Origin of the sequence: Angelakisella massiliensis, assembly GCF_900104675.1 — a bacterium.
Lineage (GTDB): Bacteria > Bacillota > Clostridia > Oscillospirales > Ruminococcaceae > Angelakisella > Angelakisella massiliensis.
Window position 1 is genome coordinate 2471809 of sequence record NZ_LT629945.1, and the last position, 26111, is coordinate 2497919.

The window sequence follows — 26111 nt, forward strand, 5'->3', positions numbered from 1 at the left end:
ACGGCATATGGAACAGCAACGTGATCCACTCCCTCCCTACGGCGGTATGTTCTGGCCTGGAATGGTGGAAGAGGAGGCTGTCCCTTCTCCCACAGCGCAACAGCAGCCTATCCCCTCCCCCGCACCCGAGGAAGAGAAACCGGCAGAGGAACAGAAAGCTTCGGAGGAAGTGCCCTATGAACTGCCGGAGCTTTCTGCATATTTGGAATTTTTCCAGGGGCTTGCACAGCTGGAGGAAAGGTCTGAGCCTTCCGATAAAAACACAAAAATATAGCCCCTGCAAAAGATTCATCCCATATCCCGCCATTGTTATTTGTTAAACAAACTATTTTTCACGCTTTATCGTTGACTTCTTTTGTCTATCTTGCTATAATCTAACTGCAAGCAGGAGAATTTCTCCTGTACATATGTGTCGGAAGATGGAACCGGGAGAGACTCACCGGCATTTTGGTTTGTGTGGGAGCCAACGGGGTATGTGCGAAAAAACTCTCAGGCAAAAGGACCGGTTCCGGACGAAACTCTGGAAAGCCGCGCTGTCCCATACAGTGCGGCACCGATGAAGCAACCCGGCTTCACTGGCCGGGGAATCTTTCAGGTATCCAAACAGAGACGCGCTTTTGTTTTGGCGCGTCTCTGTTTTTTTATTATCCAAAGGAGGAATCGGTTTTATGGAACTGAAAACCCCGCTGTACGACCGTCATGTGGCTCTGGGGGGAAAGATCGTCCCCTTTGCCGGATATCTGCTGCCGGTGCAGTACGAGAGCGGCGTCATCACTGAGCACAAGGCGGTGCGCTCTGCTGCCGGTCTTTTCGACGTCTCCCATATGGGGGAGGTGACCTTCTCCGGGCCGGATGCCCTTAAAAATCTTCAGCATCTGCTTACCAATGATTTCACCAATATGGCTGCCGGAGATGTCCGCTACAGTCCCATGTGCAACGACCGGGGAGGCGTGGTGGACGATCTGATCGTCTATTGCCTCCAGCCGGTCACCAGCTATCTGGTGGTCATCAACGCCGCCAATCGGCATAAGGATGTACAGTGGATGAAGGACCACCTGTCGGGAGAGGTGGAATTCCAGGACATTTCCGATCAGGTGGCCCAGCTGGCCCTCCAGGGGCCGGAGTCCCAGCTGATTCTTTCCCGTATCACCAAAGGTGAAACCATTCCCCAGAAGTATTATTCCTTCTGCCGGGATTGCTCTGTGGCGGGGATAAACTGTCTCATCTCCCGCACCGGCTACACCGGAGAGGATGGCTTTGAGCTGTACTGCGCTCCCGCCGATGCTCCCCGCCTGTGGGATGCTCTGCTGAAGGCCGGAGAGGACCGGGGCCTGATTCCCTGTGGTCTGGGGGCCCGGGATACCCTGCGTCTGGAAGCCGGAATGCCCCTCTATGGCCACGAGATGAACGATGAGATCACCCCCTGCCAGACAGGTTTGGGATATTTTGTAAAGATGGAGAAGGAGGATTTCATCGGCAAAAAGGCTATGGAGGAGATGGGCCCCCCCACCATCAAACGGGTGGGGCTGAAAATGCTGGGCCGGGGCATCGCCCGGGAAAACTTCCCGGTTTACGCCGGGGGCAAGGTCATCGGCCATACCACCAGCGGGACCCACTGCCCCACTCTGGGCTGCGCCTGCGCCATGGCCCTGGTGGAGAAAGAGGCCGCACCCCTGGATGCTGTGGTCCAGGTAGAAATCCGTGGAAAGCTGGTGGACGCCCAAGTGGTCCGTTCCCAGTTCTATAAAAGAGGATAATCCCTAAAAAGTGCCAGAGAAACATTTTATATGATACAGGAGGTAACTCAAATGAAAAATCCCGCCGATCTGCTCTACACCAAATCTCATGAATGGGTCCGGAAGCTGGAGGATGGTTCCGTCCAGGTTGGTTTGACTGATTATGCTCAGCATCAGCTGGGGGATCTGGTTTTTATCGGCCTGCCCCAGGAGGGGGACGCTGTGACAGCGGGCGAAAGCTTTTGTGACGCTGAATCGGTCAAAGCGGTATCCGAGGTGTACAGCCCTGTCACCGGAACGGTGCTGGCTATCAATGAAGAGCTGCTGGATCATCCGGAACTGGTCAATGAAAACCCCTATGACGCCTGGTTCGTCCAAATCGGGGAGATCACCGGGGAGGAGGAGCTGCTGGGAGCGGCGGAATATGAGGAATTGGCTGCAAAGGAGGAAAAATGAATGGGCTCCTATGTCCCTTCCACTCCCGCCCAGCGTCAGCAGATGCTGGAAAGTATGGGGCTTTCTTCTATGGAGGACCTGTTCCGTCAGCTTCCTGAAGAGGTGCTGCTGCGCCGGCCTCTGAACATCCCCTCCGGCTGCTGCGAAATGGAAGCATTGGGAAAGATGGAGACTATGGCGGCAAAAAATACCGTTTTTTCCTCCATTTTCCGGGGGGCGGGAGCCTATGACCACTACATCCCCGCCATCGTCAAAAGCGTTACCTCCAAGGAGGAGTTTCTCACTGCCTATACCCCCTATCAAGCGGAAATCAGCCAGGGGGTACTCCAATCCATCTTTGAATATCAGACCATGATCTGCCAGCTGACCGCCATGGACGTTTCCAATGCTTCGGTTTACGACGGCGCTACCGCTGCCGCTGAAGCCGCCGCTATGTGCCGGGACCGCCGCAGGACTGTCACCTACGCCTCCGCTGCCTGCCGCCCCATGACTTTGCGGGTTCTGGAGACCTACTGTTTCTCCGCCGGTACACCCCTGGTGCTGATACCGGAAAAAGAAGGGCGCACCGACCTGGAGGCCCTCAAAGAGTTGATGGACCCTGCCGCTGCCGCCTGTGTTTATCTGGAGCAGCCCAACTTCTACGGCCAGCTGGAGGAAATGGAAAAAGCTGCCGGGATCGCTCACCAGGCGGGAGCCAAATTCATTGCCGGGTGTAATCCCATTTCTTTGGGAATCCTCACCCCTCCCGGTGAATACGGCGCCGATATCGCCGTGGGAGAAGGCCAACCTTTGGGGCTGCCTCTTTCCTTCGGCGGACCCTATCTGGGCTTTATGGCAGCCAAATCCGCCCTGACCCGGAAGCTGCCGGGACGCATCGTGGGAGAAACCACCGACGTGGACGGCAAACGGGCCTTTGTGCTGACCCTCCAGGCCCGGGAGCAGCATATCCGCCGGGAAAAGGCATCCAGCAACATCTGTTCCAATCAGGCTCTCTGCGCCATGACCGCCGCGGTCTATCTGTCTGCCATGGGAGCCCAGGGACTGGCTCAGGCCGCTGCCCTCTCCATGTCCAAAGCCCACTATCTGGCGGCGGAGCTGGAGAAAATCCCCGGCTTCCAGCGAAAGCACCAGGGAGAATTCTTCCATGAATTTGTCACCGGCTCCCCGATAGAACCTGAAGCGCTGATGAAATCCCTGGAAAAAGAGGGCATTCTGGGGGGACTGCCCCTGAACGGCGCCTATAAAGGTTGTATCCTCTGGTGCTGCACCGAGAAAAACACCAAGGCCCAAATCGACCGGTTGGTCTCCATTGTCAAGGAGGTGGCGGAAAAATGAAGCTGATCTTTGAGCGAAGCATTCAGGGTCGGGGCTGCGCCATTCTGCCCCCCTGTGATGTTCCTGTGACGTCCCTGCCTGAGGCGATGGTCCGCAAGGAGCCCCCAAAGCTGCCTCAAGTGGGAGAAATCGATCTGTCCCGCCACTATACCCAGCTGATGAAGCAGACCCACGGCGTCAACGATGGATTCTATCCCCTGGGCTCCTGCACGATGAAATACAATCCCCGGGTCAATGAGGAGGCCGCCGCTCTGCCCGGCTTCCGCCGCATCCATCCCCTCCAGCCGGAAGAGACTGTTCAGGGCTGTCTGGAGGTGCTGGTGACGGCGGAAGAATTGCTGTGCGAGATCACCGGCATGGACCGGATGACCTTCCAGCCGGCGGCAGGCGCCCACGGAGAACTGACCGGCCTGCTGCTGATCAAAGCCTATCACCATCACCGCCAGGATACTGCCAGAACCAAGATCCTGGTGCCAGATTCCGCCCACGGTACCAATCCCGCCAGCGCCGCCATGGCAGGCTATCAGGTGGTGAGCATTCCATCAGGTCCTGACGGCTGCGTGGACGTGGAAGCACTGCGGAAAGCCGCTGGTCCCGACACTGCCGGTCTGATGCTCACCAATCCCAATACCGTGGGTCTCTTTGACCGGAACATCCTGGAAATCACCCAAATCGTTCACGAGGCAGGCGGACTGTGCTACTACGACGGCGCCAACCTCAACGCCGTCATGGGCATCGCCCGCCCGGGAGATATGGGCTTCGATGTGGTTCACCTGAATCTCCATAAAACCTTTTCCACCCCCCACGGCGGCGGCGGACCAGGCTCCGGCCCTGTGGGCTGCAAGGAACTGCTGGTCCCCTACCTGCCTATTCCGCTGGCTCAGCGGGATGGTGCGGGAGGATACCGCCTGGATTGGGACCGTCCTTTGACCATCGGCGCGGTGAAAGATTTTTACGGTAACTTCCTGGTAGTGGCGCGGGCCCTCACCTATATCCTTACCCTGGGGCGGGAGGGCATCCCGGAGGCAGCTGAGAACGCTGTCCTCAACTGCAACTACCTGATGACCCGGCTGAAGGATGTTTACGACATGGCCTTTGACACCGGCTGTATGCATGAGTTTGTCATCACCCTGGCCCGCCAGAAGAAGGAGCTTGGCGTAACTGCCATGGATGTAGCCAAAGGGCTGCTGGATCATGGCATCCACCCGCCTACCATGTATTTCCCTCTCATTGTGGAGGAAGCGCTGATGGTGGAGCCCACTGAGACGGAATCCAGGGAGACCCTGGATGAGGCAGCGGAAGCTTTCCATGAAATTTATCGGACTGCCCTCAGCGATCCGGAGCTGTTGCATCAGTCTCCTCTCCACACTCCGGTGCGAAGGCTGGACGAAGTGGCAGCGGCTCGAAATCCCAGACTGCAATACCATTTTCCCGATTGACAGGAGGTCCTCAAAAGCAGCGGCGCTCATTTTTTAACGCACAATACCAACAGCTTCCCCGGCAGAAAGGAAAACTTTCTCTGCTCCACGATGAAGCTTTCGCAGGGCAGAAATCCATTTCATTCTGTCCATCTCCATACCACTGCTTAAAATATTTTCTCCCATATTCCCGCTTTGCTGTAACAGCAAAAGGCTTACCTACTGACAAGGCACATTCAGACAAAAAACTTCCGGAGCAGCAGACAAAGTCCACTGCTCCGGAAGTTTTTTTAATTTTTAAGTTGCCGAACAATCTGATTTTATTTGGTGGTCTTTTTAGCAGGGGTCTTACGGGCCGCCGCAGGCTTTTTCTCCGCAGGAGCTTTTTCTCCGGCGGGCTTTTTGGCGGCAGCAGACTTCTTCTCAGCGGGAGCTTTCTCCGCAGCGTTCTTCTCTTCCGCAGGCTTCTTTGCCGCGGTCTTTTTAGCAGCGGCAGTTTTCTTTTCCGCAGGGGCCTTTTCCGCGGCAGGCTTCTTGGCAGGGGCTTTCTTTGCGGCAGGCTTATGGGCGGGAGCCTTCTTTTCCTCAACGGGCTTCTCTGCCTTGGGAGCGGAAACAGGAATCAGCATCCACTTCTGATTTTCTCCATCCAGGTCGTCCCACAGCTGTATACGGGCGCCGTCGCTGACAGACATAGCCACAACGTCCAGGCAGCGGCCGCTCACCTTGGAACGCAGCTTGAAAAATCCGTCCGCCTGCTGCTCCGCCAGCCACAGCTGGTTCTCTGCTCCCAGATCATCCCACTGGTGGATCTGCGCGCCGTTCTGAGTACCGGCCAGCATAACATCCATCACCTTGCCGGTAGCCTTGCTGACAATCTTCCAGCAGCCGTCGCCGTTGTCAACAAAGGTCCAAACCTGGCTGTCCGCACCGGTTTGCTCCATCATCATAACGGTGTCATTTTTTGCTTCCATCGCCTTGCTGCTGCGCACCGAAACGATCACATAGTTCTCGTTGTTCTTAATGGTTTTTTTCATCATTACTGCACTCCTTCATTTCCATCTTTATGTATCGGCAACTGAGGAAGTATCCGTTTTATTCTAATGGTTTTCAGCTTTATCCCCAAGGCGGGAGCTTTGGACATTACTTGAAACTTATGATACCACATTCATCCAAAATGTCAATTTTATTCCTGTAAAAATTTCCCGGCACGGCAAGAAAAAATCCAGTGAAACCGCCGTTTTCTCCTCAAAACATCTCCAAATTCGCTCTTTTTCGGGAGCTTTTCAGGCGGCAAAGCTAAAAATTAATTCTCTTATATTCCATGATTCTCCCCAGGCAAATCAGTAAAAGTCATGGTCCGCCAGTTTTTCCCGCCAAAGCTCGGCCAGGACCTGAAGATCCTCCATAAATTCTTCGGAAGTCTGTTCCGGCTTCTTCTCCAATTCCTCCAGCAGCTGAAAGCGGAATGCTCCAGGGCCGTATTTGCGCCAGTCCTCCCCCAGCTTTCCATAGGCGCACAGATTTGTACTCTGCGCAAACTGAAACTTGTTTTTGCTGCCTGCTATATCCCGTTCCGCCAGCAGCAGCATCCGTCCTGTAGCATCGTTGACAATGGCAAAAACGCCTCCCGTGACCGGGCGCTCTTTGTAACTGGAAATCAGCTTTTTTCTCGTGTCTTTATCCATATTTTCCTCCATACGTTCCCGCAAAATCTTTCACTGATTGTATCACCCTTTTTACATCTGTCAAGAGAAAATTTTGGTATGTGAACGTTATGTTGGCTTTCTTTTGACGGCCGCTTAATAAACTTTTCCCAGCACTTATCATTCCCTCTTACAATATAAAAACAGAGGGATAGGATCAATCCTATCCCTCTTCCGCCGCAGGCAAAATATGGATTCAGCCTTTTCACAGGCCTCCCTCTTCCGTTGCCTGTCTGCGTTGCCATTAAAATATATCGCTAGCCGTTCTGAAGCCACATCGGCTGCAGCTGGCGTCCCTCCAGTGCTGCCAGCACGGCTTCCTCAATGCGGTCAAAATCCGCTATCATGGATGCGGGCTTTTTCTCAGGAGAATCCTGAGCCATAGGAACAAAATAAATGTTTTTGGTATTCATCAAAAGCCCAATATTTTTTGCTGAGCCACTGAGGGCGTCATTGGTAGCTGGAGCCAGAATCAGGGGTTTGCCGCCTCTCAGCTGGGCTTTACAGGCCATGGTCACGCCATTGTCGGTGATGGCGTTTGCCAGCTTTGCCAGCGTATTGCCGGTGCAAGGAGCCACCACCAGGGCATCCAGGTAACTCTTGGGGCCAATGGGCTCCGTTTCCACCACTGTGGTCATGATCTTTCTCCCACAGGCATCCTCCACTGCCCACCGGAAATCCTCCGCACGGCCGAAACGTGTATCCGTACTGTAAGTAATAGGCGACATGATGGGATACAAATCATATCCCTTGGCCGCCAGCTGGGTCAGCACCCGGATGGAACGCTCCAGGGTGCAAAAACTGCCGCACATGGCATATCCCAGCTTCAGCTTCCGTTCCATAGTTTTCCCTCCATTCTCCAAGTTGCAGAAAAATCTTCGCTATCTCTCTTTTCTCAGGAGTTTTTCCACCGTCCGGGCAATGGCCTCGCCTGCGGTCCTGGGCGCGCATTTTCCAGGCAATCCCAGCCCATGGATGGCTTTGATTCCCCGTACCCTTGCCGCCTCAAAATCTGTCCCTCCGGGTAAGGATGCCAAATCAATGATGACACCGTCCGGTCTCATCCCGCTGATAAAAGCCTCCGTCAGCACCTGCGCCGGAGCGGTGTTAAAGGCAATATCCACCCACTGAGCAGCGCTTTGAAGCTCTTCCATGGGCAGCGTCTGACAGCCCTCCGTTTCCGCCCAGGCAAGCTCTTCCGTTCCCCGGCAGGCGGCCGTCACCTCAGCACCCAGCGCCCGGAGTATTCCACAAAGAAGCCGTCCGATCCTTCCATAGCCCACCACCAGACATTTGGAGCCCCGGATGGTTCGGTCCGTTTCCCGCAGGGCAATTTCCAGCGCCCCTTCCGCGGTAGGCAGGGCGTTGCGCACCGTCAGCTCCTCCTGATCCAGCAGTTCAGTCAGTTCCAGCTTGCCCTTCCCGGCCATGGTGCGGATTACACCGGTGATGCCGCCGCCAAACACCTTGGTTCCTGCCGGCAGCCCCTCCAGACATACCGACAGGGGCACTTCCCCCTTCCATAAGGGAGCGTTGAGCCATAGCCCCCGCTGGCAAACAGGTACCGGCAGCACCACTGCCGGGCAGCGGGCCAGAAGGGACTGCTCTCCCCCCTCCAGATGCACCTGAGGGTCAAAAGGATATCGACCCTCCAGATAAAAAACATGGACCTCAAAGCTGTGGGCCAAAGCATTGGCCAGATAGACGCTTCGCAGGTCCCCTCCCAGAATTCCAATCACATTTGCCATGGTCCCATCCTCTTTTCTTCTGTAGCAACCGTCGGTTCAAGTTATCCTATGCGTCTGCCGGGACCTCTGTGCCGTATAAAGGAGGCAGTCATTCTGCCTGTTGTGTCAAGGCAATAAAAAAAGGCCCTTTCCCGGGAGGTATTCTCGGGAAAAGGCTTCCTTTTGCTTCTGATTCTTTTTTATGGCTTACTCAGACAGCCAGTTGGTCAGTTCCTCCATTCCTTCCCCGGTAACGGCGCTGACCCGGAAAACCCGGGAAGCCCCCGCCAAACGAAGCAGGCTCTCCGCCTGTTCCACCTGAGCTTCAGTGGCAAGGTCGGTCTTGGTGACCACCCCCACCACAGGATTGGCAAACATAGAGGCCTGACCGGGAGAAAAACGGAAACGGCTGTCGGTGGCGTCCTGCACAAAAAGGATCACATCCGCTTCCACGGCGGTGACCACCAGGGCCTTGTACATCCCCCGGTTCTCCAGATATTCCCCGGGGGTATCGATGGCGGAGGCCACCACCTCAATAGCCTGGGTCTTTTTATAAACCAGCTGTTTTCCCGCCAGACGCTGGCAGAGGGTGGTTTTGCCGCAGAAGGAGTTGCCCATGAGGATGATCTTTTTCATGGCTCCTCCTCAGGTTCTGGTGATTTGGGTGGGAGTGAAGTGGAGGATCTTCTCCAAAACATCCAGCACCGCTTTCAGGGACGCCTCCACACTGGCTACATCCCCGCAGATCACCAGGGACCCGCTGAACCGGTCCACAAAGACGATCTCTACACCGGCGGCCTTGGTAGCCACATCCGCCCCGATGATGGCCGCCTCACTGGGGGTAATGGTGAGAATGCCGATTGCTCCCCGATTATCACTGATGATCCCCAGCTTCTGATACAGCTCCTCATTGGGATTGGCGATGAGATGGGCCAGGGTCACCTGTTTACCAGGGACATACTCCTGGATAATTCGCTGTTTTTCCTCCGGCATCCGGTTCTCCCCCCTTTTTTTGAAAAGACAAAGTTAAATTCCTTACATCAGGCTGTCGAAAATCTCCTGGCGAGGATTGGGAATGACCACGCTGGAAACCACCATCCCCTGGCTGTTCTCCGCCTGGATACCGCACCGGACCGCCTCGGAAACTGCCGCCACCTCTCCGGTGAGGATGACAAAGGACTTGCCGCCGATGCCAGTGCCCAAACGGACATCCAGCAGCGTCACATCCGCCGCCTTCACCGCCGCATCCGCCCCGTAAATGGAAGCGGTGACGCTGAAAAATTCCATCACGCCCACGGCGTTGTGCTCCGAAGGAGGAGCAGCCAGATTGATGGCCTTGATGACCTGGGGATGGACCCGGGGGATGACGCACTGATCCACAACATGAGCCCCACCCACAGCGGCGCCGGCATCCAGGGAGGCCTTCACCGCCGCCACTTCGCCGGTAAAGAGAACATGATATTTGCCGGGGCAGCTGGGCTTGGCGAAGATCAGGTCCACCTCCGCCGCCTTGAGGATGGCATCCGCCGCTTCGATCCCCTTGGCAATGCTGTTGAGTTCCAGAAAGCCGATGGTCTCGATCATCGGACATCATCCTCCTTTACAATGGTGATCCGTTCTTCTACCTGCTCCACCCGGCCGTCAAAGGGGGCGTGAAGAACCGCTCCCAACTGGCCTTCGGGACAACCGGCAATCAACTGGCCGGCCTTTACCCGGTCTCCGGGGGAAACAACAGGGGAAGCCGGAGCGCCGATATGCTGCCGCAGAGGCAGGGACACCTTTTCCGGCGCGAATTCCTTCATCTGGGTGATCTGAATGTGGTAATAATCTCCCACACCTGCCCGGGCCGCCGCCTTGGCGGTGGGAATCTTCCGCATCTCCCGCCAGGGATTCTCTTCTCCCTGACCCTCGCCTTTGGGGTAGCGGATCTTCTGCTCCCCCAGCAGTTTTTTCAGCGTGGCGTTGACCCGCCGGGGCTGCAGCCCCATGGGACAGGCCACCAGCTCGCAGATGCCGCACTCGCAGCACAGCTGGGCCCGGCGCACATCCGGATCCTCCAGGATTTCATGGAGATCCGGCGCGGCGGCCAACTTTCGCATGATCCGGTGAGGCTCCAGAGGATGACCCATCAGATGACGGGGGCACATCTCGGTGCAATAGCTGCACTGGATGCAGGCGGAACGGGCCCGGTTGAGCATATGGGCCAGAGGAATCTGATGGGAAATGGACAGATGGCTGTCCTCCGGCAGCACCAGGATACCGGAGGTGGTCTTGGTCACCACCGCCTGGGCTGCCTGCTCCATGGTCATGGGAGCTCCCATCATGGGACCGCCGGAAATGACAAAATACCGGCTTTCCGTCGTTCCTCCCGCCTGGGCAATGCAGTCGGAAAAACTGGTGCCCAAAGGTACATGAAGAACGGTAGGCTCCCGCACCACCCCGGTGACGGTGAGATACTTCCAGGTAAAGGGGTGTCCCTCCATGGCGTCCCGGACGCAGACCATGGTGGCGGCGTTGGACACCACGCACCCCACGTCCAGAGGGATTCCGGCGGGAGGCACCACCCGTCCCGTTACTTCCCGGACCAATACCTGCTCGTCTCCGGCGGGGTAAAAGCTCTCCATCTTGTGAAGGGTGATGGGGGCTCCGGTCTGGGCGATAGCCTCCTCCAGGGCGGCGATCTCCTGCCGATAACTGCCCTTGAGGCCGATGACCCCATGGGCCGCCCCCAGATGCTCCTTTACCGCCCAGGCGGCCTCCACCAATTCCCGAGCCCGGTTGCACATCAGCCACCGGTCGGTGCGCAGCAGCGGCTCACATTCAGCGCCATTGACGATGAAATACTCCACCTGGGCGTTGAGTTTGACATGGGTGGGAAAACCGGCTCCGCCGCAGCCGACAATTCCCGCCTCTTTGATCTGTTGGATGAGGTTCAATGTTTCACCTGCTCTCCGCTTCTTTGTCTACTACCGGTCAAAGGCCCTTTTGCAGCTTCTCCCGGTCCACCTCCAGGGAATCAATGATGCCCACAATGGCACAGTCCACCGCCACATCATCCTTGCCGAAGGCCCGGCGGGCAGTACTGCCGCTGACCACCAGTACCCGTTCCCCAATGCCCGCGCCCACCACGTCGGCGGCCACAAAAACCGGGGGCTGCTTCTGGCCGGTCTCCAGCTGGCGTACCACCATCAGCTTCATCCCGTTGAGGGTCTCCTCCTTTTTGGTCGCCCACACATGACCAATGACTTCACAGATAATCATGGGCTGTTCTTCCTTTCTCCCGGGGTGGGAATGAAATGGCCGGGGCGGATTCCCCGATGGTTGATGGAACCAGAGGCTTCCCTTGGGACAGGGCAGAAAAACAGCCACTGTTTTCAGCCTGTACCGAAAATCAGGAAACCGACTCCGGTTCCAATACTTTTTCGATCAAACATATTCCAGGCGCTTACCGCTGTGGAGAAACACATCCTTTGCCGACGGCGTTACCACAGTTGACCGGGGAATGGAGATCACTTCCCCGGACTGGGCTGCCAAACGTGCCGCCGCCGCTTCGGTAATCACCTTCTCCACAGGAGCCGCAGCCTTTTTTTCACCGGAAGGGCAGCAGGTGGCTCCGCTCTTCTTGCCAACGATGCGTACACCATACCGCTCCAGGGTGCGGACATATCCCTCCAGGGTTTGATACAGGGCGGGACTTCCCTTGCTGCTGTAGCCCCGATGAGGCAGGGCAGATTCCAGCAGCTGTACCTCTTTCCCCTCCAGCAAAGCGTGAAGGACGGCGCACTGGGCCGGACGACTGTCCCTGCCCAAAGCGATGTCCGCCAGCTCCGTCAGGCTCAGGGCAGTGACGCACAGCTTTTCAAAGCCCTGTACCGAACCGCTGCACTTATATTCCTCCAAACCAGCCAGCCGGCAGCCTGCCGCCAGCTCTGCCGGCACCTTGTCCATGGGGCCGATCACCAAGATAGCGGGGCCGCCGGAGGGAGTGGATTTCTGCTCCCCCATGGCCCGCAGCACCTCCCGGGTCACCAGCTCCACCAGCTGTTCCATATTCTCTTTCACGGCTTATTCTCCCCCTTTCCAGGGCAGGAGCGTACCCTTGGCATCGGGCGTCAGGCCGCAGGCATTGGCTTCGTCAAAATCAATGTGCATGGCCAGACTGAATTTGGGGCTGACCCGCACCGTCACGTCCTCAAAGGTCACCGGACGGCTGCTGTCCACCCGGACCCGCACTCGCTGTCCCTGGGTCACGCCGTAAAGCCGGGCGTCCTCCGGGGTCATGTGGATGTGGTTCTTGGCGGCAATAACGCTGCCCTTTGCCTCCAGGCAGCCCTTTTCTCCCACCAGATAGACATCCCCGGCGCCGCTGAGATCGCCGGAAAGATTCACCGGAGCCTTGATCCCCAGCACTCTGGCATCGGTGAGGGAAAGCTCCACCTGCACCGCCTGCCGCTCCGGACCCAGCACCGCTACATTGGCGATCTCGCCCTTTGCAGTCACCAGCTTCACCCGCTGGTCGCTGAGGAACTCCCCCGGCTGGGACAAAGGCCGCTTCTGGGTCAGCTTTGCTCCCTTGCCGAAGAGCTTTTCCACCGCCTCTGCCGTCAGATGCACATGGCGGGCGGAAGCCTCCACCAGGATAGGGGGCGGGGCGTCCATGGTTTGCCCTTGCTCCAAAACCTCCCGCACAATCTTGCGGATCTCCTGTTCTGTCATTTCCCATCCCCCTTTCCATAATAACCTGCCAAACGACGGCAGAACAAAATATACACACAGCTGCTCAGGCGGTTAAGGGCCTGGATCAGGTCCACCCGTTCACCGGGGGTACTAAAGGCCGTCACTGCCGCCAGCTCCGTTTCCCGCACCTGGGTCCGGAGGCAGTTGAGGGCTACCGCCAGGCGGCCCATCCGGTAGTCCGGCACCGGATGATCGATACCGATCTCCTCCCGCACATGGTGAGAGACATACCGCAGCCGGTCGCTGTCCATTCCCAGCAGCTTTTTACCTGTAAAGGGAGTGTCCTTTACCTCCGCTGCCAGCAGCTCCCGGACAAAATCCAGCAGTTCTCCCAGGTCCTCCGTCAGTTGCTGACAGCCCTCCTCCCAGGCCAGCAGCTGGAGCTCCAGAATCTTCGCCTCCAGACTGTCCAGCCTGCCCCGGAGGAGAATCCGGGGATGGGTCTTGGGCACCAGGAGATTGCCCCGGAGATGGGTCATCTCCTCCGGCTTTTCCGCCATGGGTTCCCCGGTGAGAGCGTTGCGGTACTTTTCCCTTCCTTCTCCCATAGGGGTCTGAGGCATCACCTTGCTGCTGCCCCGGGGTACCACCGTCAGGGTGATTCCCCGGTCCCGCAGATATTCCCGGGCCATGGGGGTGATAAAGGTTCCCTCCTCCACCCGGTACTCCTTGGTACCGGAAGCGAGGCACATGGCCCGCAGCTCATATTCAGACAGGGTCTTCATCTCCATCCCCCCTTTCCCTTATCACCGTCATCCGGCCTTACTTTCTGTCGCAGTTATCCAGGGTGGGGAGGATGTACTCCACCTCGCCATGAGGCCGGGGAATGACATGGACCGACACCAGCTCGCCTACCTTGGCCGCAGCTGCCGCGCCCGCATCAGTGGCCGCTTTCACAGCGCCTACATCCCCACGGACCATAACGGTCACCAGTCCGCCGCCCACATGGACCTTGCCGATGAGGTTGACGTTGGCCGCCTTGACCATGGCATCCGCCGCTTCAATGGACCCTACCAGTCCTTTGGTTTCGATCATACCCAGAGCCAGTAATGTATCTGCCATTTCTTTTTCCTCCAGTCAATGTGATCATGGGCGCCGGGGAAGGGCAAAAAATCTTTTCTTCCCTCCCCTGAAGCCGCCGAAAAGGTTTATTTTCTGTCGCAGTTGTCCAAAGTGGGCAGAATGTACTCCACCTCGCTGTGGGGCCGGGGAATGACATGGACCGACACCAGCTCGCCTACCTTGGCCGCAGCCGCAGCGCCCGCGTCGGTAGCCGCCTTCACAGCGCCTACGTCTCCGCGAACCATAACGGTCACCAGTCCGCCGCCTACATGGACCTTGCCGATGAGATTGACGTTGGCCGCCTTGACCATGGCATCCGCCGCTTCAATGGAGCCTACCAGTCCTTTGGTTTCGATCATACCCAGAGCCTGCAATGTATTTGCCATTGTAATAACCTCCTGTTTTTCAGTTCAGTTGAATTTTTGATGTAAAATGAAACTTATCTTCAAACTCCGGTGCCGCCGGAAGATTTGACCATTACTGTTCTGCCGACAGCCGCCGCAGGACCGCCCGGGTGATCTCCTCGATCTCCGCCCGGGTGAAGTTCCCCGCTGTCTGTCCGCAGCTTGGAGTCGCGCAGGATGCTGCCTGAGGAGCGGGAGCGGTACCCCGCAGCTCCGCCAGTTCCCGGCATCCATAGGCCACCCGGCGGATGTTCAGCAGATTCATGGGCCCCACGTTATCGGAGGTGGCGCTGCCGCCTACCGAACCGCAGCCCAGGGTGAGGGCGGGCTGGAGATTGGTGGTAGCTCCCACTCCACCCAGGGCGGCGGGGGTGTTGACCAGCAGCCGGGAAACCGGCTTTTGGAGAGCAAACTGACGAATCACTTCCTCATTTTGGGAGTGGATGGTCATGGTGTGGCCCACTCCTTCATTAAAGAGGATAGCCATGCTCCGCTCGCAGGCCGCTTCCCAATTTTCCTCCACATAAAAGGCCAGGATAGGACACAGCTTTTCCCGGGAATAGGGGTTCTGCTTGCTTACTTCCGTCTGACGGGAAACCAGCACCCGGGTCCCCTCGGGAATGTCGATACCGGCCATATCAGCGATCACCTTGGCACTCTTACCCACGATCTTGGGGTTCATGGTGCCGTTTGCCCGGAGAATAAATCCCGAGAGCTTTTCGCTCTGCTGGGGTGTGAGGAAGTAACCGCCCTGACGCTTCACTTCCGCCACCACCTGCTCCTCGATGCACCGCTCGGTGACGATGCTCTGTTCCGAGGCGCAGATAGTGCCGTTATCAAAGGTCTTGCTGTCGAAGATCTGACGGACAGCGGTGGGAATATCGGCGCTGCGTTCAATATAAGCAGGGCCGTTGCCGGGGCCCACGCCGATGGCGGGATTGCCGGAGCTGTAAGCCGCCCGAACCATGGCCTCGCCGCCGGTGGCCAGGATGATGCCCACATCCCGGTGGGTCAGCAGGGCGTTGGTGGCGTCCATGGTGGTCAGCTGGATGCACTGAACCAGGTTTTCCGGTCCGCCAGCTTCCTGAATAGCTTCAGTGATGATCCGCACCGTCTCCAGAATACATTTCTTGGCGTTGGGATGGGGGCTGACCACCACCGAATTTCCCGCCTTGATGGAAATAATGGCCTTGTACATGGTGGTGGAGGTGGGGTTGGTGGATGGAATGAGAGCAGCCACCACGCCCATGGGGACGCCGATCTCCATCAGTCCCCGCTCCTTGTCCTCCCGGATGATACCCACCGTTTTCAGGTTGCGGCAGCTCTCCCAGGTCATGGTGCTGCCCAGAAGGTTTTTCAGCACCTTATCCTGCCAGACGCCGAAACCGGTCTCCTCCACTGCCATCTTGGCCAGCGGTTCGGCCTGAGCGGCGCAGGCGTTGGCGATATGCTCCACCAGCCGGTCGATCTGCTGCTGGCTGTAGGATGCCAGCTTCTGCTGGGCCTCCTTGGCCTGGCGCACCAGATTGCGCACCTCCTGGATGGATTGCAGGTCTCTGTCCAGAGTCATCTTTCTTTCCCTCCTGACAAATCAGTATGCAACGGGGCTGTCGGCGATGGCGCAGACCGTCTCGGCGAAAGCCTCGCAGGCCGCCTTGCAGGCCGCCTGATCCCCCACCAGCAAGCCGCCGGCAAAGTTGGTTTCTGTTGGGGGGCCATAAAATACCTTCATCTCCACCTGGGCGGCTTTCAGCGCCGCGTCCAGTCCGCAAACTGCTTCCAGGGGAGGAGCGATGAGATAGGCCATGGCGGTGCCCTCGGTCACTTTGGCCTGCTCCGACAGATAGGAGCCGGTGCGGGAGATGCAATGGGCAAAATATGTAATGCTGTCGTCCTCATTGGCGCTGTAGAAGCTGGCGTCGTTTTCAATAAAGCTGACCGCCGCTTCCAGGCCGCTGCGGACCTCCGCCGGGTCCGGCGCCACCAGGATGCCGATAAATTCTCCCGCCAGCTTGGTGGAGGCGTTGGAGGAACCGGCATACATACTCCGGGCGTACAGCACCCGGACATTGGCCTTTTTGGTGGCTTCATCCAGGGCGGCGTAGGAAACATCATCACAGTCGGTGGTGAGGATGCCCAGGCTCCTGTCCCCGCTGGACGCCCGCAGAGAGCGAAGCAGCAGCGGGTCAGCGTTGGGGATGATCCGCACGCTGAGGACTTTGGTTCTCACAGGATCATGCTTCATCTGCTCACCCCCTACTTTTTCAGGTTGACGCCGCTGACCTTCTGTTCCAGGATCTTGGCGATCAGCTCCGCCAGATAGGCTCCCGCCTCCACCGCCGCGATGCCGCCGCTGTAGATGTTGGAAACCACTGTCCGGTCCGCTTCCGGCATACCCACCCGAGCGTTATAGGCAAGATAAGCGCTCATGCTCTCCGCTGAGCCCAATCCCGGGCGCTCTCCAATGAGAACACAGACCACCTTGCACCCCAGAGCCTGGGCGATATGCTCCATGGAAGCCACCCGGCCATATTTTACAAAGAAGGGGGTGCCCACCGAGATTCCCCGGGATTTCAGGCCCTCCATCAGCGGAGGCAGCAAATCCGGCAAATTGGCTTCCAGCGCTCTGGAGCTGAGGCCATCGGCAGCGTAAATGACCACATCCGCTCCGGGTGTGCAGCGTTTTTTCAGCTCCTCCAGGCTCTCAGGCGGGAAATCCCGCCCCAGGTCCGGTCTGGTGAGGTACTGATTGCGGTCAGCACATTTGGTGGTGATGGTAAAGAGCCCCAGCCGGTCCAGCATTCCCTGATCCACATCCAAAAACACCGCGTCCCGGGCGGCAGCATGGTCCGCCCGCAGGGTCAGCAGAGTTTGGGTTTTCAGCCGGGTGCCCGCCCGGCCCACGCCGATACGGGCGGAGGTGCGGGACATCATCCGCCGCAGACCCTCCTCGTCCTCCGCTTTCAGCAGCGGCTCTCCCCTCATTTCCGGGGAAGTAATGTCCGGCAGGGATTTCCCGCTTTGAGCCGCCTGGGATGGAGCGGACGGGGGAACTGTTCCTGCTCCCCCTTTCTGAAGCTCCGCCAGCACCGCGCTGACAACAGCTTCGATCATCTTCGCATCGGTCATGGTATCACCCCTTTCGTCTGAGGAAAATGGTGGGATCTCCGGCGTACTTGGTCAGGCGGCCGTTTTCCATAATCCCCATCTTTTCCAGCCACTGCTCAAACTCCCGGATAGGCCGCAGCCCCAGCAGCTCCCGCACTGCGGCGGTGTCGTGGTAGGCGTTGGTCTGGTAGTTGAGCATCACGTCATCGCTGGTAGGCACACCGATGACATAATTGACACCGGCGGTGGCCAGCAGCACCGTCAGGTTTTCCAGGTCGTTCTGGTCCGCCATCATGTGGTTGGTGTAGCAGCAGTCGCATCCCATGGGGATGCCGGTGAGCTTGCCCATAAAGTGGTCCTCCAGGCCCGCCCGGATCACCTGGCGGCTGTCATAGAGGTACTCGGGACCGATAAAGCCCACCACCGTATTGACCATAAAGGGATGGAAAGCCTTGGCGTAGCCGTAGCAGCGAGCCTCCATGGTCACCTGGTCGGCACCGAAATGAGCGTCACTGGAAAGCTCCGAGCCCTGGCCGGTCTCAAAATACATCACATTGGGGCCGGTGCCGGTCCCCTGCCGCCGCAGCAGCTCCTGAGCCTCCCGGATGGTATCGGTGGTGAAACCGAAGGCATTGTTTCCCTTCTGGCTGCCGGCGATACTCTGGAAGATCATATCCGATGGAGCTCCCTCCCGGATGGCCTGGATCTGGGTGGTAATGTGTCCCAGAACACAGATCTGGGTGGGGATCTGGAAATCATGTTTGATCTGGTCGAACCGCTTGAGAACCTCGCTGAGGCTGGAAACGGTATCATTAACCGGGTTCAGGCCGATGAGGGCATCTCCGCAGCCGTAGCTGAGACCCTCAAAAACGGAGGCGGTGATCCCTTCCACATTGTCGGTGGTGTGGTTGGGCTGGAGCCGGGTGGAAAAGGTCCCCCGCAGGCCGATGGTGGTGTTGCAGTGGGCCGGAACCCGTACCTTACCGGCGGCGCAGATCAGGTCCAGATTGGTCATCAGCTTGCAGACACCGGCAATCATCTCGCTGGTCAGGCCGTTGGAGATGCGGCGGATATCCTCCTCGGTGGTGCTGCTGTCCAGCAGCCACTCCCGCAAGTCGCTGACGGTCCAGTTGCGGATGCCGTTATAAATATGTTCGTTGACGCCGTCCTGAATGATTCGGGTGACGTCGTCCTCCTCGTAAGGGACCGCAGGATTTTCCCGCAGATCGCTGAGGAGCAGGTTGGCCAGCACCTCTTTGGCGGCGATTCGCTCCATGCCGGAGCTGGCGGCGATGCCCGCCAGAATGTCGCCGGATTTTTCCTCATTTGCCTTGGCAAGCACTTCCTTCACCGACTTAAACTCAAAGGTCTGGCCGGAAAGGGTGGTTTTGAGAATCAAAGGTCATTCCTCCTGTCATCCGAAGATCAGGGTTTTTACAACAACGGGGATAGCCATCCCCCCCAGCAGAGGCCGTCCCAGGTCCAGATAGTCGCCGGAACCGGCTTTGATGCTGTCAATGGCCACCACTGTCCGCTCCGGGGCCAGCCTGGAAACACATTGTCCCAGAGCTTTGGCCATATCCGTCTCGATCACCAGCAGCAGGGGCGCCGTTGGCGGCAGCAGAGCCGCGGCGGCTTGGGAGAGACTGTGGGCCAGTTTTTCCAATTCTCTGTAGGCAGGGCTTTTTTTCCCTGGAAGAACCAGCGCCGGATATTCCGCGTCGCTTTGATGGATAAACCACCGCAGCTTTGTTTCCAGCAGTGAACTGTCTCCCTGGAAGCACCGCTCCTGTTCCCCTGCGCTCACCCGCACCACGGGGATATTTTTCAGGGGAAACACATCCCTGGAGTAATGGATGGTACTGCCGGAAAGGGTGGTGGTATAGGTTCCCGCCCCTACTACAGTTGCCCGGATGGTCTCCTCCGGTTCCACCAGCCGGAAGGCGGAAAGCAGGCGGCTTTGACGGATGGCCCGTCCCAGATAAACGCCGATATCCCCATACCGCAAGGGGTCCGTTTCCTCCGCCCGGTAAATAAGGTCCGCCACTCCGCCGGAAAAACAAATGGCCTGCACCGCTTTAGGCAGCACACAGGGGGTTGCTCCCGGCGTCTCGATCTGACGTAAAAGGGGCTGCTGTGGACAAAGGCCCATCTGCTGTTCCAAAAGGTGGGCCATCTCCCCGGTGAGGGCCTCCAGCTGAGCCGGTTCCGCCCTTTTTCCCACTTCCAGAGGCAGATGTATCGTCTGTGCCACTGCCGCGGCGGGAGGACTGATGGAAAGCACCGTTCCGTCCGGGGCCAGACGCACCAGCCGTCCGCCGATGTCCAGACAGCCCTTGGCGATCACGTCCCCCTGGTCAAAAAGAGCCAGATTGGTGGTGCCTCCGCCAATGTCCAGATTCATCACCGTGCAGGCCCTCTGCTCCGAATAAGCCTGGGCTCCGCTGCCCTTTCCGGCAATAATGGCCTCCAGGTCCGGCCCGGCGGTGGCCACCACAAAATCCCCCGCCAGCCCGCTGAGCTTTTCCAGCACCAGCCTGGAATTTTCCTTCCTGGCGGATTCCCCGGTGATGATGACCGCTCCGGTGCCGGTATCCCCCGGATGAAATCCCGCTTGCCGGAAGTCCCCTTCCACCAAAGCCCGTACCGCATCTCCATCCAATAGGCTTTCATTTACAAGGGGGGTAAGGTGGACTGGACTTTTATATACCACTTCCTTATCCACAATAGTGGCCCGGGGAATGGTAAAATAGTTGGCGGTATTCTCCACCCGCAGACGGCTGAAAATCACCTGGGTGGTGGAGGTGCCGATATCCACTCCTACACTGAGAATGTCATCTCCCATCCAGCCGCCTCCCCTCTGCTTAAAACATCAAAAAACAAAACAGGACCAAAGCATTGCCTTCGCAATACCTCAGCCCTGTTGCCCAATTCGCCTGCACCCTGTTGTGCCGCGCTGTGTCCATATCATCGATGTTGACAAAAAACTGTTACAGGCCCTTATACCGGAGCATCCCGGTCCAGATCCCTGCGGAACTCGATCATCGCGCAGGTACCGCCGGTGCCAGATGAAATCCTGAACTCCCCTTTGAGCTTTTCCTTCACCGTGGCTTCCACAATATTCAGACCCAAACTGCTTTTACTTCTGGCCCCGGGATAAAAGCCGATGCCGTCATCCCGGACGCTGACGCTGTGATACAGATTGCCGTTCTGGATGGTCACGGTGATGTGACCCCTATCCCGTCCTCCAAAGCCGTGTTCCACCGCATTGGAGATCAGCTCACTGATGCACAAGCCCACAGCAGACGCCATTTCAGCGGGAAGAACAAAATCGTCTCCCTCCACTGTAATGACCAGTTCTTTGTCCTGAGGGGCGATGGACTGGATATTCCTCCGCAGTTTATCTGCCAGGCAGCGTATACTGACGGCATCCTCGCCTCCCGTTGTCATCAGTATATCATGAATGGAGGCGATGCTCAAGACCCTGCCGACATTTTCTTTAAACGCCTTGCGGACCTCCGGGATGCTGCTGTTTCTGGCCTGCATATTAAGGATGCTGGCCACCATCTGGAGGTTGTTTTTGACCCGGTGGTGGATCTCCCGCAAGGCCGCTTCCTTGCTGTCCTCTGTCTGGAGCGCTCCCAGGGTATCCGCCCTGCTTTCCACCGTCCGTATCAGTTCCTCATATTTCTTGTCCTGCCGGACATAGGCACTGATATCCTTTTCCCGGATCAGGACCCCGATGACCTTCCCCTCCGGATTTTTTACCGGCGCCACATCCTGCTTGACCGCCACATTCTCCTGGGTGATGGCCTTGATGTCCCGCAAATGTAAGCGGAGGGCGAACTGCCGGGTTTTGCCTCCGCCACCACCAGAGCTCCGCTTCCTCCGTTCATCATGCAATCAATGAAAATGTCAGAGCCGGTAAGGTCGGCAGTATATTGGAGATTGGCTTCCAGCGATTCCAGCTGGCGGATATCCCGGTCTGTCAGATCGGTATAGCTTTCGCAAAGTTTCCGAAGCATTTCCCCTTCTCCTCCCCTTTCCAGCTCAGCGGATAGAGGCCAGCACTTCCCGGGCTGCCTGCTCCACGGTGACACCGTGGGTCTTTGCCAACCCCTGAAGCCGCTTATATGCTCCGCTTTCAGACAGCGATTCACACTTCATCAGCAGTGCCTTTGCCCGGTCCACCAGCTCCTTTTGGCTGTGATTTTCCACCACCGCCTTGGCCAATGTTCCTACGGGACATCGTTTGTCCATACTCATCTGCCGCAGCTGCCGATAGGCTTCCCCTTCGGTAATGCTGTTTTCTTTGGCGATGATCTCCTTTGCCCGCTCAATATATTTGCTCTCCTCCAGCTGGCGCTGAGCGGTGCGCGCCTCCTGACGCAGTACCCGCAACCGGATGCTTTGAGCCAGGGCCACTTCGATGGTGGGCAGCAGCAGCCGCTCCTCCACCGGTTTGACCAGATACCCCGTGACCCCGACCTGGTTGGCCCGTTCGATCAGCTCCCGGCCGCTGTAAGCAGTCAGCAGCACCACACAGCCTGCGATCTCCTCCCGGATAATGGTTTCCGAGGCACTGAGCCCATCAAAGATAGGCATTTTGATGTCCATGAGCACCACATCCGGTTTCAGTGTTCTGCACAGCTCGATGGCGTCAAAGCCGTCGGCGGCGGAGCCCACCACTGTAAAGCCCTGTTCGGTGAGCATTCCCGCCAGGTCCATCCTGGTAATTGGCTCATCATCTACTACTATCGCGGTACGCACCGCGCCACCTCCTTCTTTCCGCCGTCTTCACGGCAGAGCAAAGGGTCATCCCTCCGCCATGATCTGACGCACCCGGTCCGGATAATTGCCGATGATGCCATCCACACCCAGTGCCAGCATCCGCCGGATATCCTCCGGTTCGTTGACCGTCCAGGTATTGACTTCCCGGCCGTGGGCCTTCATCTCCGCAAAATGTTCGGGAGTCAGATTATAAAAGATGGGATGGATGCAGTGGACCCCCTGGGCCTTGGTATAAGCACCCATGGCGATGATCCAGCTCTCCTCCAAAAACGCCACCTTCAGATCAGGCGCCAGCGCTTTGGCACGCATGATGGAAAAATGATTGAAGCTGGAGATGATGATATTGGACCGCAAACCATATTCATCAATCATGGCCAGGGTCTTTTTCTCAATTTCCGGATACTCGTATACACCGGTTTTCAGCTCGATGTTGGTGAGCAGCTCCTTTTTGTCCTTCACCAGCTCAAAATATTCCCGCAGTGTGGGGATCTTCTGGAAGCCCCAGGGGCCGGGGAAATGAGCCGAAGCGTCAAAACGGCACAACTCTTCATAAGTATAATCCTTTACCAGCCCCGTGCCATTGGTGGTGCGGTCGAAGCGTTCATCATGGATGATGACCAGTACATCGTCCTTTGTCAGGTGAACGTCAAACTCGATGCCATCGCATCCCGCTTCCAGCGCTTTTTCAAAGGCGATCATGGTGTTTTCAGGATAGCAGCCGCTGAATCCCCGGTGAGCAATATTCTTTGTCATGGTTTATTCCACTCCGTTCTGCCGTGAAGCTCACAGCTCAATGCAATTTTCCTTCTTGATGACCATCCAGACTTCCTCATTGGTGTTATAAATGGTAGAGGTACGGAACAGCACATCCACATCCACCGGCTGGTTTCCTACATAGACCTGATACCGAAGAATGTTGCCGTGGGGCAGGCTGTCGCCGATTACGCCCTTGAAGTGATAGCAGCCCTCCGCCTCAATGGGCTTGCGGCTGATTTCCACCACTTCCGGACGGAAAGCAACATCCTTGCACTCCAGAGACGCGCCGGTCATGCGGTTGAAGTCGGCAGCCGACATGATATTATAGTGGCCGATGAAGGTTGCGGCAAACTTGGTTCTGGGATTGGTATACATTTCAGTGGGGGCGGCGGACTGGTCGATCTCACCCTCATAAAGCAGATGGATGACATCGGACATAACCATGGCTTCATCCTGGTCATGGGTAACAAAGATAGCCGTCATGTTAAAGTCCTTTTGAATCCGCCGGATCTCGATCTGGAGGGTATGACGCAGCAAAGCGTCAATGGCGCTGAGAGGCTCATCCAGCAGCAGCACCTTGGGCTGAGTGACAATGGCGCGGGCCAGAGCGGCGCGCTGCTGCTGACCGCCGGAAAGCTGGGAAGGATACTGTCCCGCTTTGTCCGACAGGCCCACGATCCGCAGCATTTCCGAAACCTTGCGGTCGATGTCCTCCTTGGGCACCTTTTTCATTTTCAGCCCGAAACCTACGTTCTGGGCCACCGTCATATTGGGGAACAGGGAATATTGCTGGAACACCATGCCGATATCACGGTCTTTTGGGTTGACATCGGTGATATCCTTGCCATCCAGAAACACCTTGCCGGAGGTGACAGTCTCCAGGCCGGCCAGACAGCGCAGCAGTGTACTCTTTCCGCAGCCGGAAGGACCCAACAGCGTTACCAGCTGTCCCTGCTCGATCTCCAGGTTGATATTTTTAAGAACATGGTTCTGGCCGAATTTTTTATTGAGATTTTCAAAGCGAATATATGACATACTTCATTACCCCTTTACTTTCTGGTTTCTGTGCTTGGTCTCCCTGCTCTTGAGATACAGCACCAGCAGGGTGATGAGGAAGGTGGTGATCATGATAATGACGAACACGGCACTGGCCTTGGTGCTGGAGCTCTTCATGGTCAGGAACAGATAGATCTGCACATTCTTGAAGGAAGTTCCGGCAATGTTGCGGATCAGCACATAGTCGCCGAAGATGATACCAACCGCCAGCAGTGAGGATACGGTGATACCGGAAATGATATTGGGCACGATCACCCGGAAGAAAGCATAGAGCTTGGAGGCGCCCAGCATCTCCGCCGCTTCCAGCAGCATGGGCATATTGACCGCGTGCATACTGTTGCGGATGCCCTGATAGATATAGGGCAGAATGATGATACAGTAAGCGCCGGTGAGCATAACCAGACGATTGCCCAGCACACCGGGAGAGGCCGCGTAAAGGGAAATGATACTGACCGACAGGATAACACCCTGAATGGTGTAAGGGATCATACAGATCAGCTGGACATATTTTTCCAGCTTTGGGAAATAGATGGTCACCGCGAACAGCGCCAGCAACACCAGCAGCACCGTCAGGAAAATAGGAATAATGCAGATGATGATGGTGCGTCCCAGGCTCATCATGAAGTCCTTTTCCGTCAGCAGCTCCACATAGTTCTGAACGGTGAAGTTCTCCGGCAGAAGGTCGGTCCATTTGGCAAACAAAGAATAAATCGCGGTGGCAAACAGTGGGATCAGCAGATAGACGATCACCACAATGATGATCAGCGTGGAAGAAAGAGAACGCTTTTTCATAATGTCATCTGCCCACCTTTCTGTTCTTTTTGGCGATGTAGTTGTTGATGAAAATAGCCGCTACCATCAGCAGCATCATCACCACCGACAGCGCACCGCCCATTTCCTTTCGCTGGGTAACGTCGCCGACGAACATACCGGAAATATTGATGGGCAGCAAAGCGTAGTTGTTCATCAGCAAAGCATACGCAGTGGCGTAAGCCGCCAAAGCGTTGGCAAACAGCACGCTGATGGTGCCCAAAATAGAAGGCAGCAGCACCGGCACGCCGATCTGGGTCCAGAAAGTGGTGGGGCCCGCTCCAAAAAGGGTGGACGCCTCCATCCACTCCTTGCGGATGCCCTCAAAGGCGGGGATCAGCAGCAGGGTGGATAGTGGAATCTGGAAATAGACATAAATCATTGTCAAACCGGTACCGGTATAAAGGTCAAAATTAGCCAGGGCGTCAATGCCGTAAACCTTGCCGAACTCGATCATCACACCGGAATTGCCCAGCAGGATCATATACGCGAAGGCCAGAGGCACGCCGGCAAAGTTAGAGGTCATATTGAGCACTGTCAAAAAGGCGTTCTGCATTTTGGGTCCCGCGCTGTTGGCTGCTTTGGCTCCCAAAAAAGCAATAAAGATTCCGATCAGAGAGGACACCAGAGAAATTCGGATGCTGTTCCAGATCGCCTTCTGGTAAAGAGGCTTGGTAAAGATATCAACATAATGCTCCAATGTAAAGCCGATCGCGTTTTCCGGCATAAAGCTGTTGAAAACGATCATCAGCAAAGGGACAATCTCATACAGCAGCGCTACCACCAGAAACGGCAGCAACACCAAGAGGTAGATGTAGTTTTTTCTGGTTCTTGTCATATCATCACCCGTTCCGCCGCTGCGGTCGGCAGTTTATTTCCTCACCCTTGCCGCCGCAGTCATGCAAAGATGTTTTTATCAGGGCCTTTCTGAAAACGAAGAAACCCATGAATTCTTCACAGCAAATGCGGGACCGCAAGATAAAAAGCACAGGAATTCTTTATGGACCCC

32 protein-coding genes and 2 riboswitches are annotated in these 26111 nt (G+C 56.9%); of the genes, 5 read left to right on the top strand and 27 right to left on the bottom strand.

From position 1 onward, the window contains the following. Positions 1 to 7: 7 nt before the first annotated feature. The 5 genes from BQ5383_RS17155 (at position 8) to gcvPB (ending at position 4966) form a co-directional block, all read left to right on the top strand. Positions 8 to 274 (top strand): hypothetical protein, encoded by a 267-nt coding sequence (locus BQ5383_RS17155; protein WP_071434037.1) that lies wholly within the window; start codon positions 8 to 10, stop codon positions 272 to 274. 142 nt (positions 275 to 416) lie between these two features. Next, positions 417 to 515, top strand: a riboswitch (glycine riboswitch). Between the two features lie 3 nt (positions 516 to 518). Then, a riboswitch (glycine riboswitch) is annotated at positions 519 to 609 on the top strand. A gap of 59 nt (positions 610 to 668) precedes the next feature. Next, the gene (gene gcvT, locus BQ5383_RS17160) at positions 669 to 1757 is read left to right on the top strand and encodes a glycine cleavage system aminomethyltransferase GcvT (RefSeq protein ID WP_071434039.1); all 1089 of its coding nucleotides are present in this window, start codon (positions 669 to 671) and stop codon (positions 1755 to 1757) included. 51 nt (positions 1758 to 1808) lie between these two features. Further along, positions 1809 to 2192 carry a glycine cleavage system protein GcvH gene (gcvH, locus tag BQ5383_RS17165; protein WP_071434041.1) on the top strand — a complete coding sequence of 128 codons (384 nt, stop codon included), beginning with the start codon at positions 1809 to 1811 and terminating at the stop codon, positions 2190 to 2192. Then, complete coding sequence (gcvPA, locus tag BQ5383_RS17170; RefSeq protein ID WP_071434043.1) at positions 2193 to 3527, top strand: aminomethyl-transferring glycine dehydrogenase subunit GcvPA; 1335 nt, start codon at positions 2193 to 2195, stop codon at positions 3525 to 3527. After that, entirely contained in the window at positions 3524 to 4966 is a 1443-nt protein-coding gene (gene gcvPB / locus BQ5383_RS17175; protein ID WP_071434045.1) for an aminomethyl-transferring glycine dehydrogenase subunit GcvPB, read from the top strand. The genes gcvPA and gcvPB overlap by 4 nt, the downstream gene beginning before the upstream one ends. Before the next feature lie 33 nt (positions 4967 to 4999). Here gcvPB and BQ5383_RS21245 read toward each other — a convergent pair whose 3' ends face one another. The 27 genes from BQ5383_RS21245 to BQ5383_RS17300 form a co-directional block, all read right to left on the bottom strand. Then, complete coding sequence (locus BQ5383_RS21245; RefSeq protein ID WP_172724656.1) at positions 5000 to 5155, bottom strand: hypothetical protein; 156 nt, start codon at positions 5153 to 5155, stop codon at positions 5000 to 5002. A 110-nt stretch (positions 5156 to 5265) separates the two neighbouring features. Next, a complete protein-coding gene (locus BQ5383_RS21250; protein ID WP_071434047.1) occupies positions 5266 to 5985 on the bottom strand; it encodes an RICIN domain-containing protein in 720 nt (239 codons plus the stop codon). A 303-nt stretch (positions 5986 to 6288) separates the two neighbouring features. Next, positions 6289 to 6633 (bottom strand): GIY-YIG nuclease family protein, encoded by a 345-nt coding sequence (locus BQ5383_RS17185; RefSeq protein WP_071434049.1) that lies wholly within the window; start codon positions 6631 to 6633, stop codon positions 6289 to 6291. 275 nt (positions 6634 to 6908) lie between these two features. Further along, positions 6909 to 7493, bottom strand: coding sequence for a dipicolinate synthase subunit B (locus BQ5383_RS17190; RefSeq protein WP_071434051.1), 585 nt, complete (start codon positions 7491 to 7493; stop codon positions 6909 to 6911). A gap of 39 nt (positions 7494 to 7532) precedes the next feature. Continuing rightward, positions 7533 to 8399 (bottom strand): dipicolinate synthase subunit DpsA, encoded by an 867-nt coding sequence (locus tag BQ5383_RS17195; protein ID WP_071434054.1) that lies wholly within the window; start codon positions 8397 to 8399, stop codon positions 7533 to 7535. A 186-nt stretch (positions 8400 to 8585) separates the two neighbouring features. After that, the gene (locus tag BQ5383_RS17200) at positions 8586 to 9014 is read right to left on the bottom strand and encodes a EutP/PduV family microcompartment system protein (RefSeq protein WP_071434056.1); all 429 of its coding nucleotides are present in this window, start codon (positions 9012 to 9014) and stop codon (positions 8586 to 8588) included. A 9-nt stretch (positions 9015 to 9023) separates the two neighbouring features. After that, on the bottom strand, positions 9024 to 9371 hold the full coding sequence (eutS, locus tag BQ5383_RS17205) for an ethanolamine utilization microcompartment protein EutS (RefSeq protein ID WP_071434058.1): 348 nt from the start codon (positions 9369 to 9371) through the stop codon (positions 9024 to 9026). 42 nt (positions 9372 to 9413) lie between these two features. Next, positions 9414 to 9962, bottom strand: coding sequence for a BMC domain-containing protein (locus BQ5383_RS17210; protein WP_071434060.1), 549 nt, complete (start codon positions 9960 to 9962; stop codon positions 9414 to 9416). Next, on the bottom strand, positions 9959 to 11314 hold the full coding sequence (locus BQ5383_RS17215) for a 4Fe-4S dicluster domain-containing protein (protein WP_071434062.1): 1356 nt from the start codon (positions 11312 to 11314) through the stop codon (positions 9959 to 9961). Before BQ5383_RS17215 ends, BQ5383_RS17210 begins: the two co-directional genes overlap by 4 nt. 37 nt (positions 11315 to 11351) lie before the next feature. Next, positions 11352 to 11639 (bottom strand): EutN/CcmL family microcompartment protein, encoded by a 288-nt coding sequence (locus BQ5383_RS17220; protein WP_071434064.1) that lies wholly within the window; start codon positions 11637 to 11639, stop codon positions 11352 to 11354. Positions 11640 to 11804: 165 nt separating this feature from the next. Then, complete coding sequence (locus BQ5383_RS17225; protein ID WP_071434066.1) at positions 11805 to 12440, bottom strand: hypothetical protein; 636 nt, start codon at positions 12438 to 12440, stop codon at positions 11805 to 11807. A gap of 3 nt (positions 12441 to 12443) precedes the next feature. Next, positions 12444 to 13094: a phosphate propanoyltransferase gene (gene pduL, locus BQ5383_RS17230; protein WP_071434068.1), complete on the bottom strand. Its 651-nt coding sequence runs from the start codon at positions 13092 to 13094 to the stop codon at positions 12444 to 12446. After that, positions 13091 to 13840 (bottom strand): hypothetical protein, encoded by a 750-nt coding sequence (locus BQ5383_RS17235; RefSeq protein WP_071434070.1) that lies wholly within the window; start codon positions 13838 to 13840, stop codon positions 13091 to 13093. The genes pduL and BQ5383_RS17235 overlap by 4 nt, the downstream gene beginning before the upstream one ends. A 37-nt stretch (positions 13841 to 13877) precedes the next feature. After that, a complete protein-coding gene (locus BQ5383_RS17240; RefSeq protein ID WP_071434072.1) occupies positions 13878 to 14177 on the bottom strand; it encodes a BMC domain-containing protein in 300 nt (99 codons plus the stop codon). Between the two features lie 86 nt (positions 14178 to 14263). Further along, a complete protein-coding gene (locus BQ5383_RS17245) occupies positions 14264 to 14563 on the bottom strand; it encodes a BMC domain-containing protein (RefSeq protein WP_071434074.1) in 300 nt (99 codons plus the stop codon). A 91-nt stretch (positions 14564 to 14654) separates the two neighbouring features. After that, the gene (locus tag BQ5383_RS17250) at positions 14655 to 16151 is read right to left on the bottom strand and encodes an acetaldehyde dehydrogenase (acetylating) (RefSeq protein ID WP_071434076.1); all 1497 of its coding nucleotides are present in this window, start codon (positions 16149 to 16151) and stop codon (positions 14655 to 14657) included. Between the two features lie 21 nt (positions 16152 to 16172). Further along, positions 16173 to 16826 (bottom strand): ethanolamine utilization microcompartment protein EutL, encoded by a 654-nt coding sequence (gene eutL / locus BQ5383_RS17255; protein ID WP_071434078.1) that lies wholly within the window; start codon positions 16824 to 16826, stop codon positions 16173 to 16175. 11 nt (positions 16827 to 16837) lie between these two features. Next, positions 16838 to 17710 (bottom strand): ethanolamine ammonia-lyase subunit EutC, encoded by an 873-nt coding sequence (gene eutC, locus BQ5383_RS17260; RefSeq protein ID WP_071434080.1) that lies wholly within the window; start codon positions 17708 to 17710, stop codon positions 16838 to 16840. Positions 17711 to 17714: 4 nt separating this feature from the next. Further along, positions 17715 to 19088 (bottom strand): ethanolamine ammonia-lyase subunit EutB, encoded by a 1374-nt coding sequence (locus BQ5383_RS17265; RefSeq protein ID WP_071434082.1) that lies wholly within the window; start codon positions 19086 to 19088, stop codon positions 17715 to 17717. Between the two features lie 15 nt (positions 19089 to 19103). After that, positions 19104 to 20534 carry an ethanolamine ammonia-lyase reactivating factor EutA gene (locus BQ5383_RS17270; protein ID WP_071434084.1) on the bottom strand — a complete coding sequence of 477 codons (1431 nt, stop codon included), beginning with the start codon at positions 20532 to 20534 and terminating at the stop codon, positions 19104 to 19106. 155 nt (positions 20535 to 20689) lie between these two features. Beyond that, positions 20690 to 21484 carry a histidine kinase N-terminal domain-containing protein gene (locus tag BQ5383_RS17275; protein WP_076944499.1) on the bottom strand — a complete coding sequence of 265 codons (795 nt, stop codon included), beginning with the start codon at positions 21482 to 21484 and terminating at the stop codon, positions 20690 to 20692. Continuing rightward, a complete protein-coding gene (locus BQ5383_RS20275) occupies positions 21454 to 21714 on the bottom strand; it encodes a histidine kinase N-terminal domain-containing protein (RefSeq protein WP_076944500.1) in 261 nt (86 codons plus the stop codon). Before BQ5383_RS20275 ends, BQ5383_RS17275 begins: the two co-directional genes overlap by 31 nt. A 25-nt stretch (positions 21715 to 21739) precedes the next feature. Next, positions 21740 to 22459, bottom strand: a complete 720-nt coding sequence (locus BQ5383_RS17280; RefSeq protein ID WP_139193463.1) for a GAF and ANTAR domain-containing protein — start codon at positions 22457 to 22459, stop codon at positions 21740 to 21742. A gap of 45 nt (positions 22460 to 22504) precedes the next feature. Further along, positions 22505 to 23233, bottom strand: a complete 729-nt coding sequence (locus BQ5383_RS17285; RefSeq protein WP_071434088.1) for a glycerophosphodiester phosphodiesterase — start codon at positions 23231 to 23233, stop codon at positions 22505 to 22507. A gap of 30 nt (positions 23234 to 23263) precedes the next feature. After that, positions 23264 to 24271 (bottom strand): ABC transporter ATP-binding protein, encoded by a 1008-nt coding sequence (locus BQ5383_RS17290; RefSeq protein WP_071434090.1) that lies wholly within the window; start codon positions 24269 to 24271, stop codon positions 23264 to 23266. 6 nt (positions 24272 to 24277) lie between these two features. Continuing rightward, entirely contained in the window at positions 24278 to 25084 is an 807-nt protein-coding gene (locus tag BQ5383_RS17295; RefSeq protein WP_071434092.1) for an ABC transporter permease, read from the bottom strand. Between the two features lie 4 nt (positions 25085 to 25088). Then, positions 25089 to 25940: an ABC transporter permease gene (locus tag BQ5383_RS17300; protein ID WP_071434094.1), complete on the bottom strand. Its 852-nt coding sequence runs from the start codon at positions 25938 to 25940 to the stop codon at positions 25089 to 25091. Positions 25941 to 26111 lie beyond the last annotated feature (171 nt).

Bases quoted from the DNA above. Each gene is read 5' to 3' on its own strand.
- BQ5383_RS17155 (WP_071434037.1), top strand. From the start codon at position 8: ATGGAACAGCAACGTGATCCACTCCCTCCCTACGGCGGTATGTTCTGG.
- gcvT (WP_071434039.1), top strand. From the start codon at position 669: ATGGAACTGAAAACCCCGCTGTACGACCGTCATGTGGCTCTGGGGGGA.
- gcvH (WP_071434041.1), top strand. From the start codon at position 1,809: ATGAAAAATCCCGCCGATCTGCTCTACACCAAATCTCATGAATGGGTC.
- gcvPA (WP_071434043.1), top strand. From the start codon at position 2,193: ATGGGCTCCTATGTCCCTTCCACTCCCGCCCAGCGTCAGCAGATGCTG.
- gcvPB (WP_071434045.1), top strand. From the start codon at position 3,524: ATGAAGCTGATCTTTGAGCGAAGCATTCAGGGTCGGGGCTGCGCCATT.
- BQ5383_RS21250 (WP_071434047.1), bottom strand. From the start codon at position 5,985: ATGATGAAAAAAACCATTAAGAACAACGAGAACTATGTGATCGTTTCG.
- BQ5383_RS17185 (WP_071434049.1), bottom strand. From the start codon at position 6,633: ATGGATAAAGACACGAGAAAAAAGCTGATTTCCAGTTACAAAGAGCGC.
- BQ5383_RS17190 (WP_071434051.1), bottom strand. From the start codon at position 7,493: ATGGAACGGAAGCTGAAGCTGGGATATGCCATGTGCGGCAGTTTTTGC.
- BQ5383_RS17195 (WP_071434054.1), bottom strand. From the start codon at position 8,399: ATGGCAAATGTGATTGGAATTCTGGGAGGGGACCTGCGAAGCGTCTAT.
- BQ5383_RS17200 (WP_071434056.1), bottom strand. From the start codon at position 9,014: ATGAAAAAGATCATCCTCATGGGCAACTCCTTCTGCGGCAAAACCACC.
- eutS (WP_071434058.1), bottom strand. From the start codon at position 9,371: ATGCCGGAGGAAAAACAGCGAATTATCCAGGAGTATGTCCCTGGTAAA.
- BQ5383_RS17210 (WP_071434060.1), bottom strand. From the start codon at position 9,962: ATGATCGAGACCATCGGCTTTCTGGAACTCAACAGCATTGCCAAGGGG.
- BQ5383_RS17220 (WP_071434064.1), bottom strand. From the start codon at position 11,639: ATGATTATCTGTGAAGTCATTGGTCATGTGTGGGCGACCAAAAAGGAG.
- pduL (WP_071434068.1), bottom strand. From the start codon at position 13,094: ATGACAGAACAGGAGATCCGCAAGATTGTGCGGGAGGTTTTGGAGCAA.
- BQ5383_RS17235 (WP_071434070.1), bottom strand. From the start codon at position 13,840: ATGAAGACCCTGTCTGAATATGAGCTGCGGGCCATGTGCCTCGCTTCC.
- BQ5383_RS17240 (WP_071434072.1), bottom strand. From the start codon at position 14,177: ATGGCAGATACATTACTGGCTCTGGGTATGATCGAAACCAAAGGACTG.
- BQ5383_RS17245 (WP_071434074.1), bottom strand. From the start codon at position 14,563: ATGGCAAATACATTGCAGGCTCTGGGTATGATCGAAACCAAAGGACTG.
- BQ5383_RS17250 (WP_071434076.1), bottom strand. From the start codon at position 16,151: ATGACTCTGGACAGAGACCTGCAATCCATCCAGGAGGTGCGCAATCTG.
- eutL (WP_071434078.1), bottom strand. From the start codon at position 16,826: ATGAAGCATGATCCTGTGAGAACCAAAGTCCTCAGCGTGCGGATCATC.
- eutC (WP_071434080.1), bottom strand. From the start codon at position 17,710: ATGACCGATGCGAAGATGATCGAAGCTGTTGTCAGCGCGGTGCTGGCG.
- BQ5383_RS17270 (WP_071434084.1), bottom strand. From the start codon at position 20,534: ATGGGAGATGACATTCTCAGTGTAGGAGTGGATATCGGCACCTCCACC.
- BQ5383_RS20275 (WP_076944500.1), bottom strand. From the start codon at position 21,714: ATGCTTCGGAAACTTTGCGAAAGCTATACCGATCTGACAGACCGGGAT.
- BQ5383_RS17285 (WP_071434088.1), bottom strand. From the start codon at position 23,233: ATGACAAAGAATATTGCTCACCGGGGATTCAGCGGCTGCTATCCTGAA.
- BQ5383_RS17290 (WP_071434090.1), bottom strand. From the start codon at position 24,271: ATGTCATATATTCGCTTTGAAAATCTCAATAAAAAATTCGGCCAGAAC.
- BQ5383_RS17295 (WP_071434092.1), bottom strand. From the start codon at position 25,084: ATGAAAAAGCGTTCTCTTTCTTCCACGCTGATCATCATTGTGGTGATC.
- BQ5383_RS17300 (WP_071434094.1), bottom strand. From the start codon at position 25,940: ATGACAAGAACCAGAAAAAACTACATCTACCTCTTGGTGTTGCTGCCG.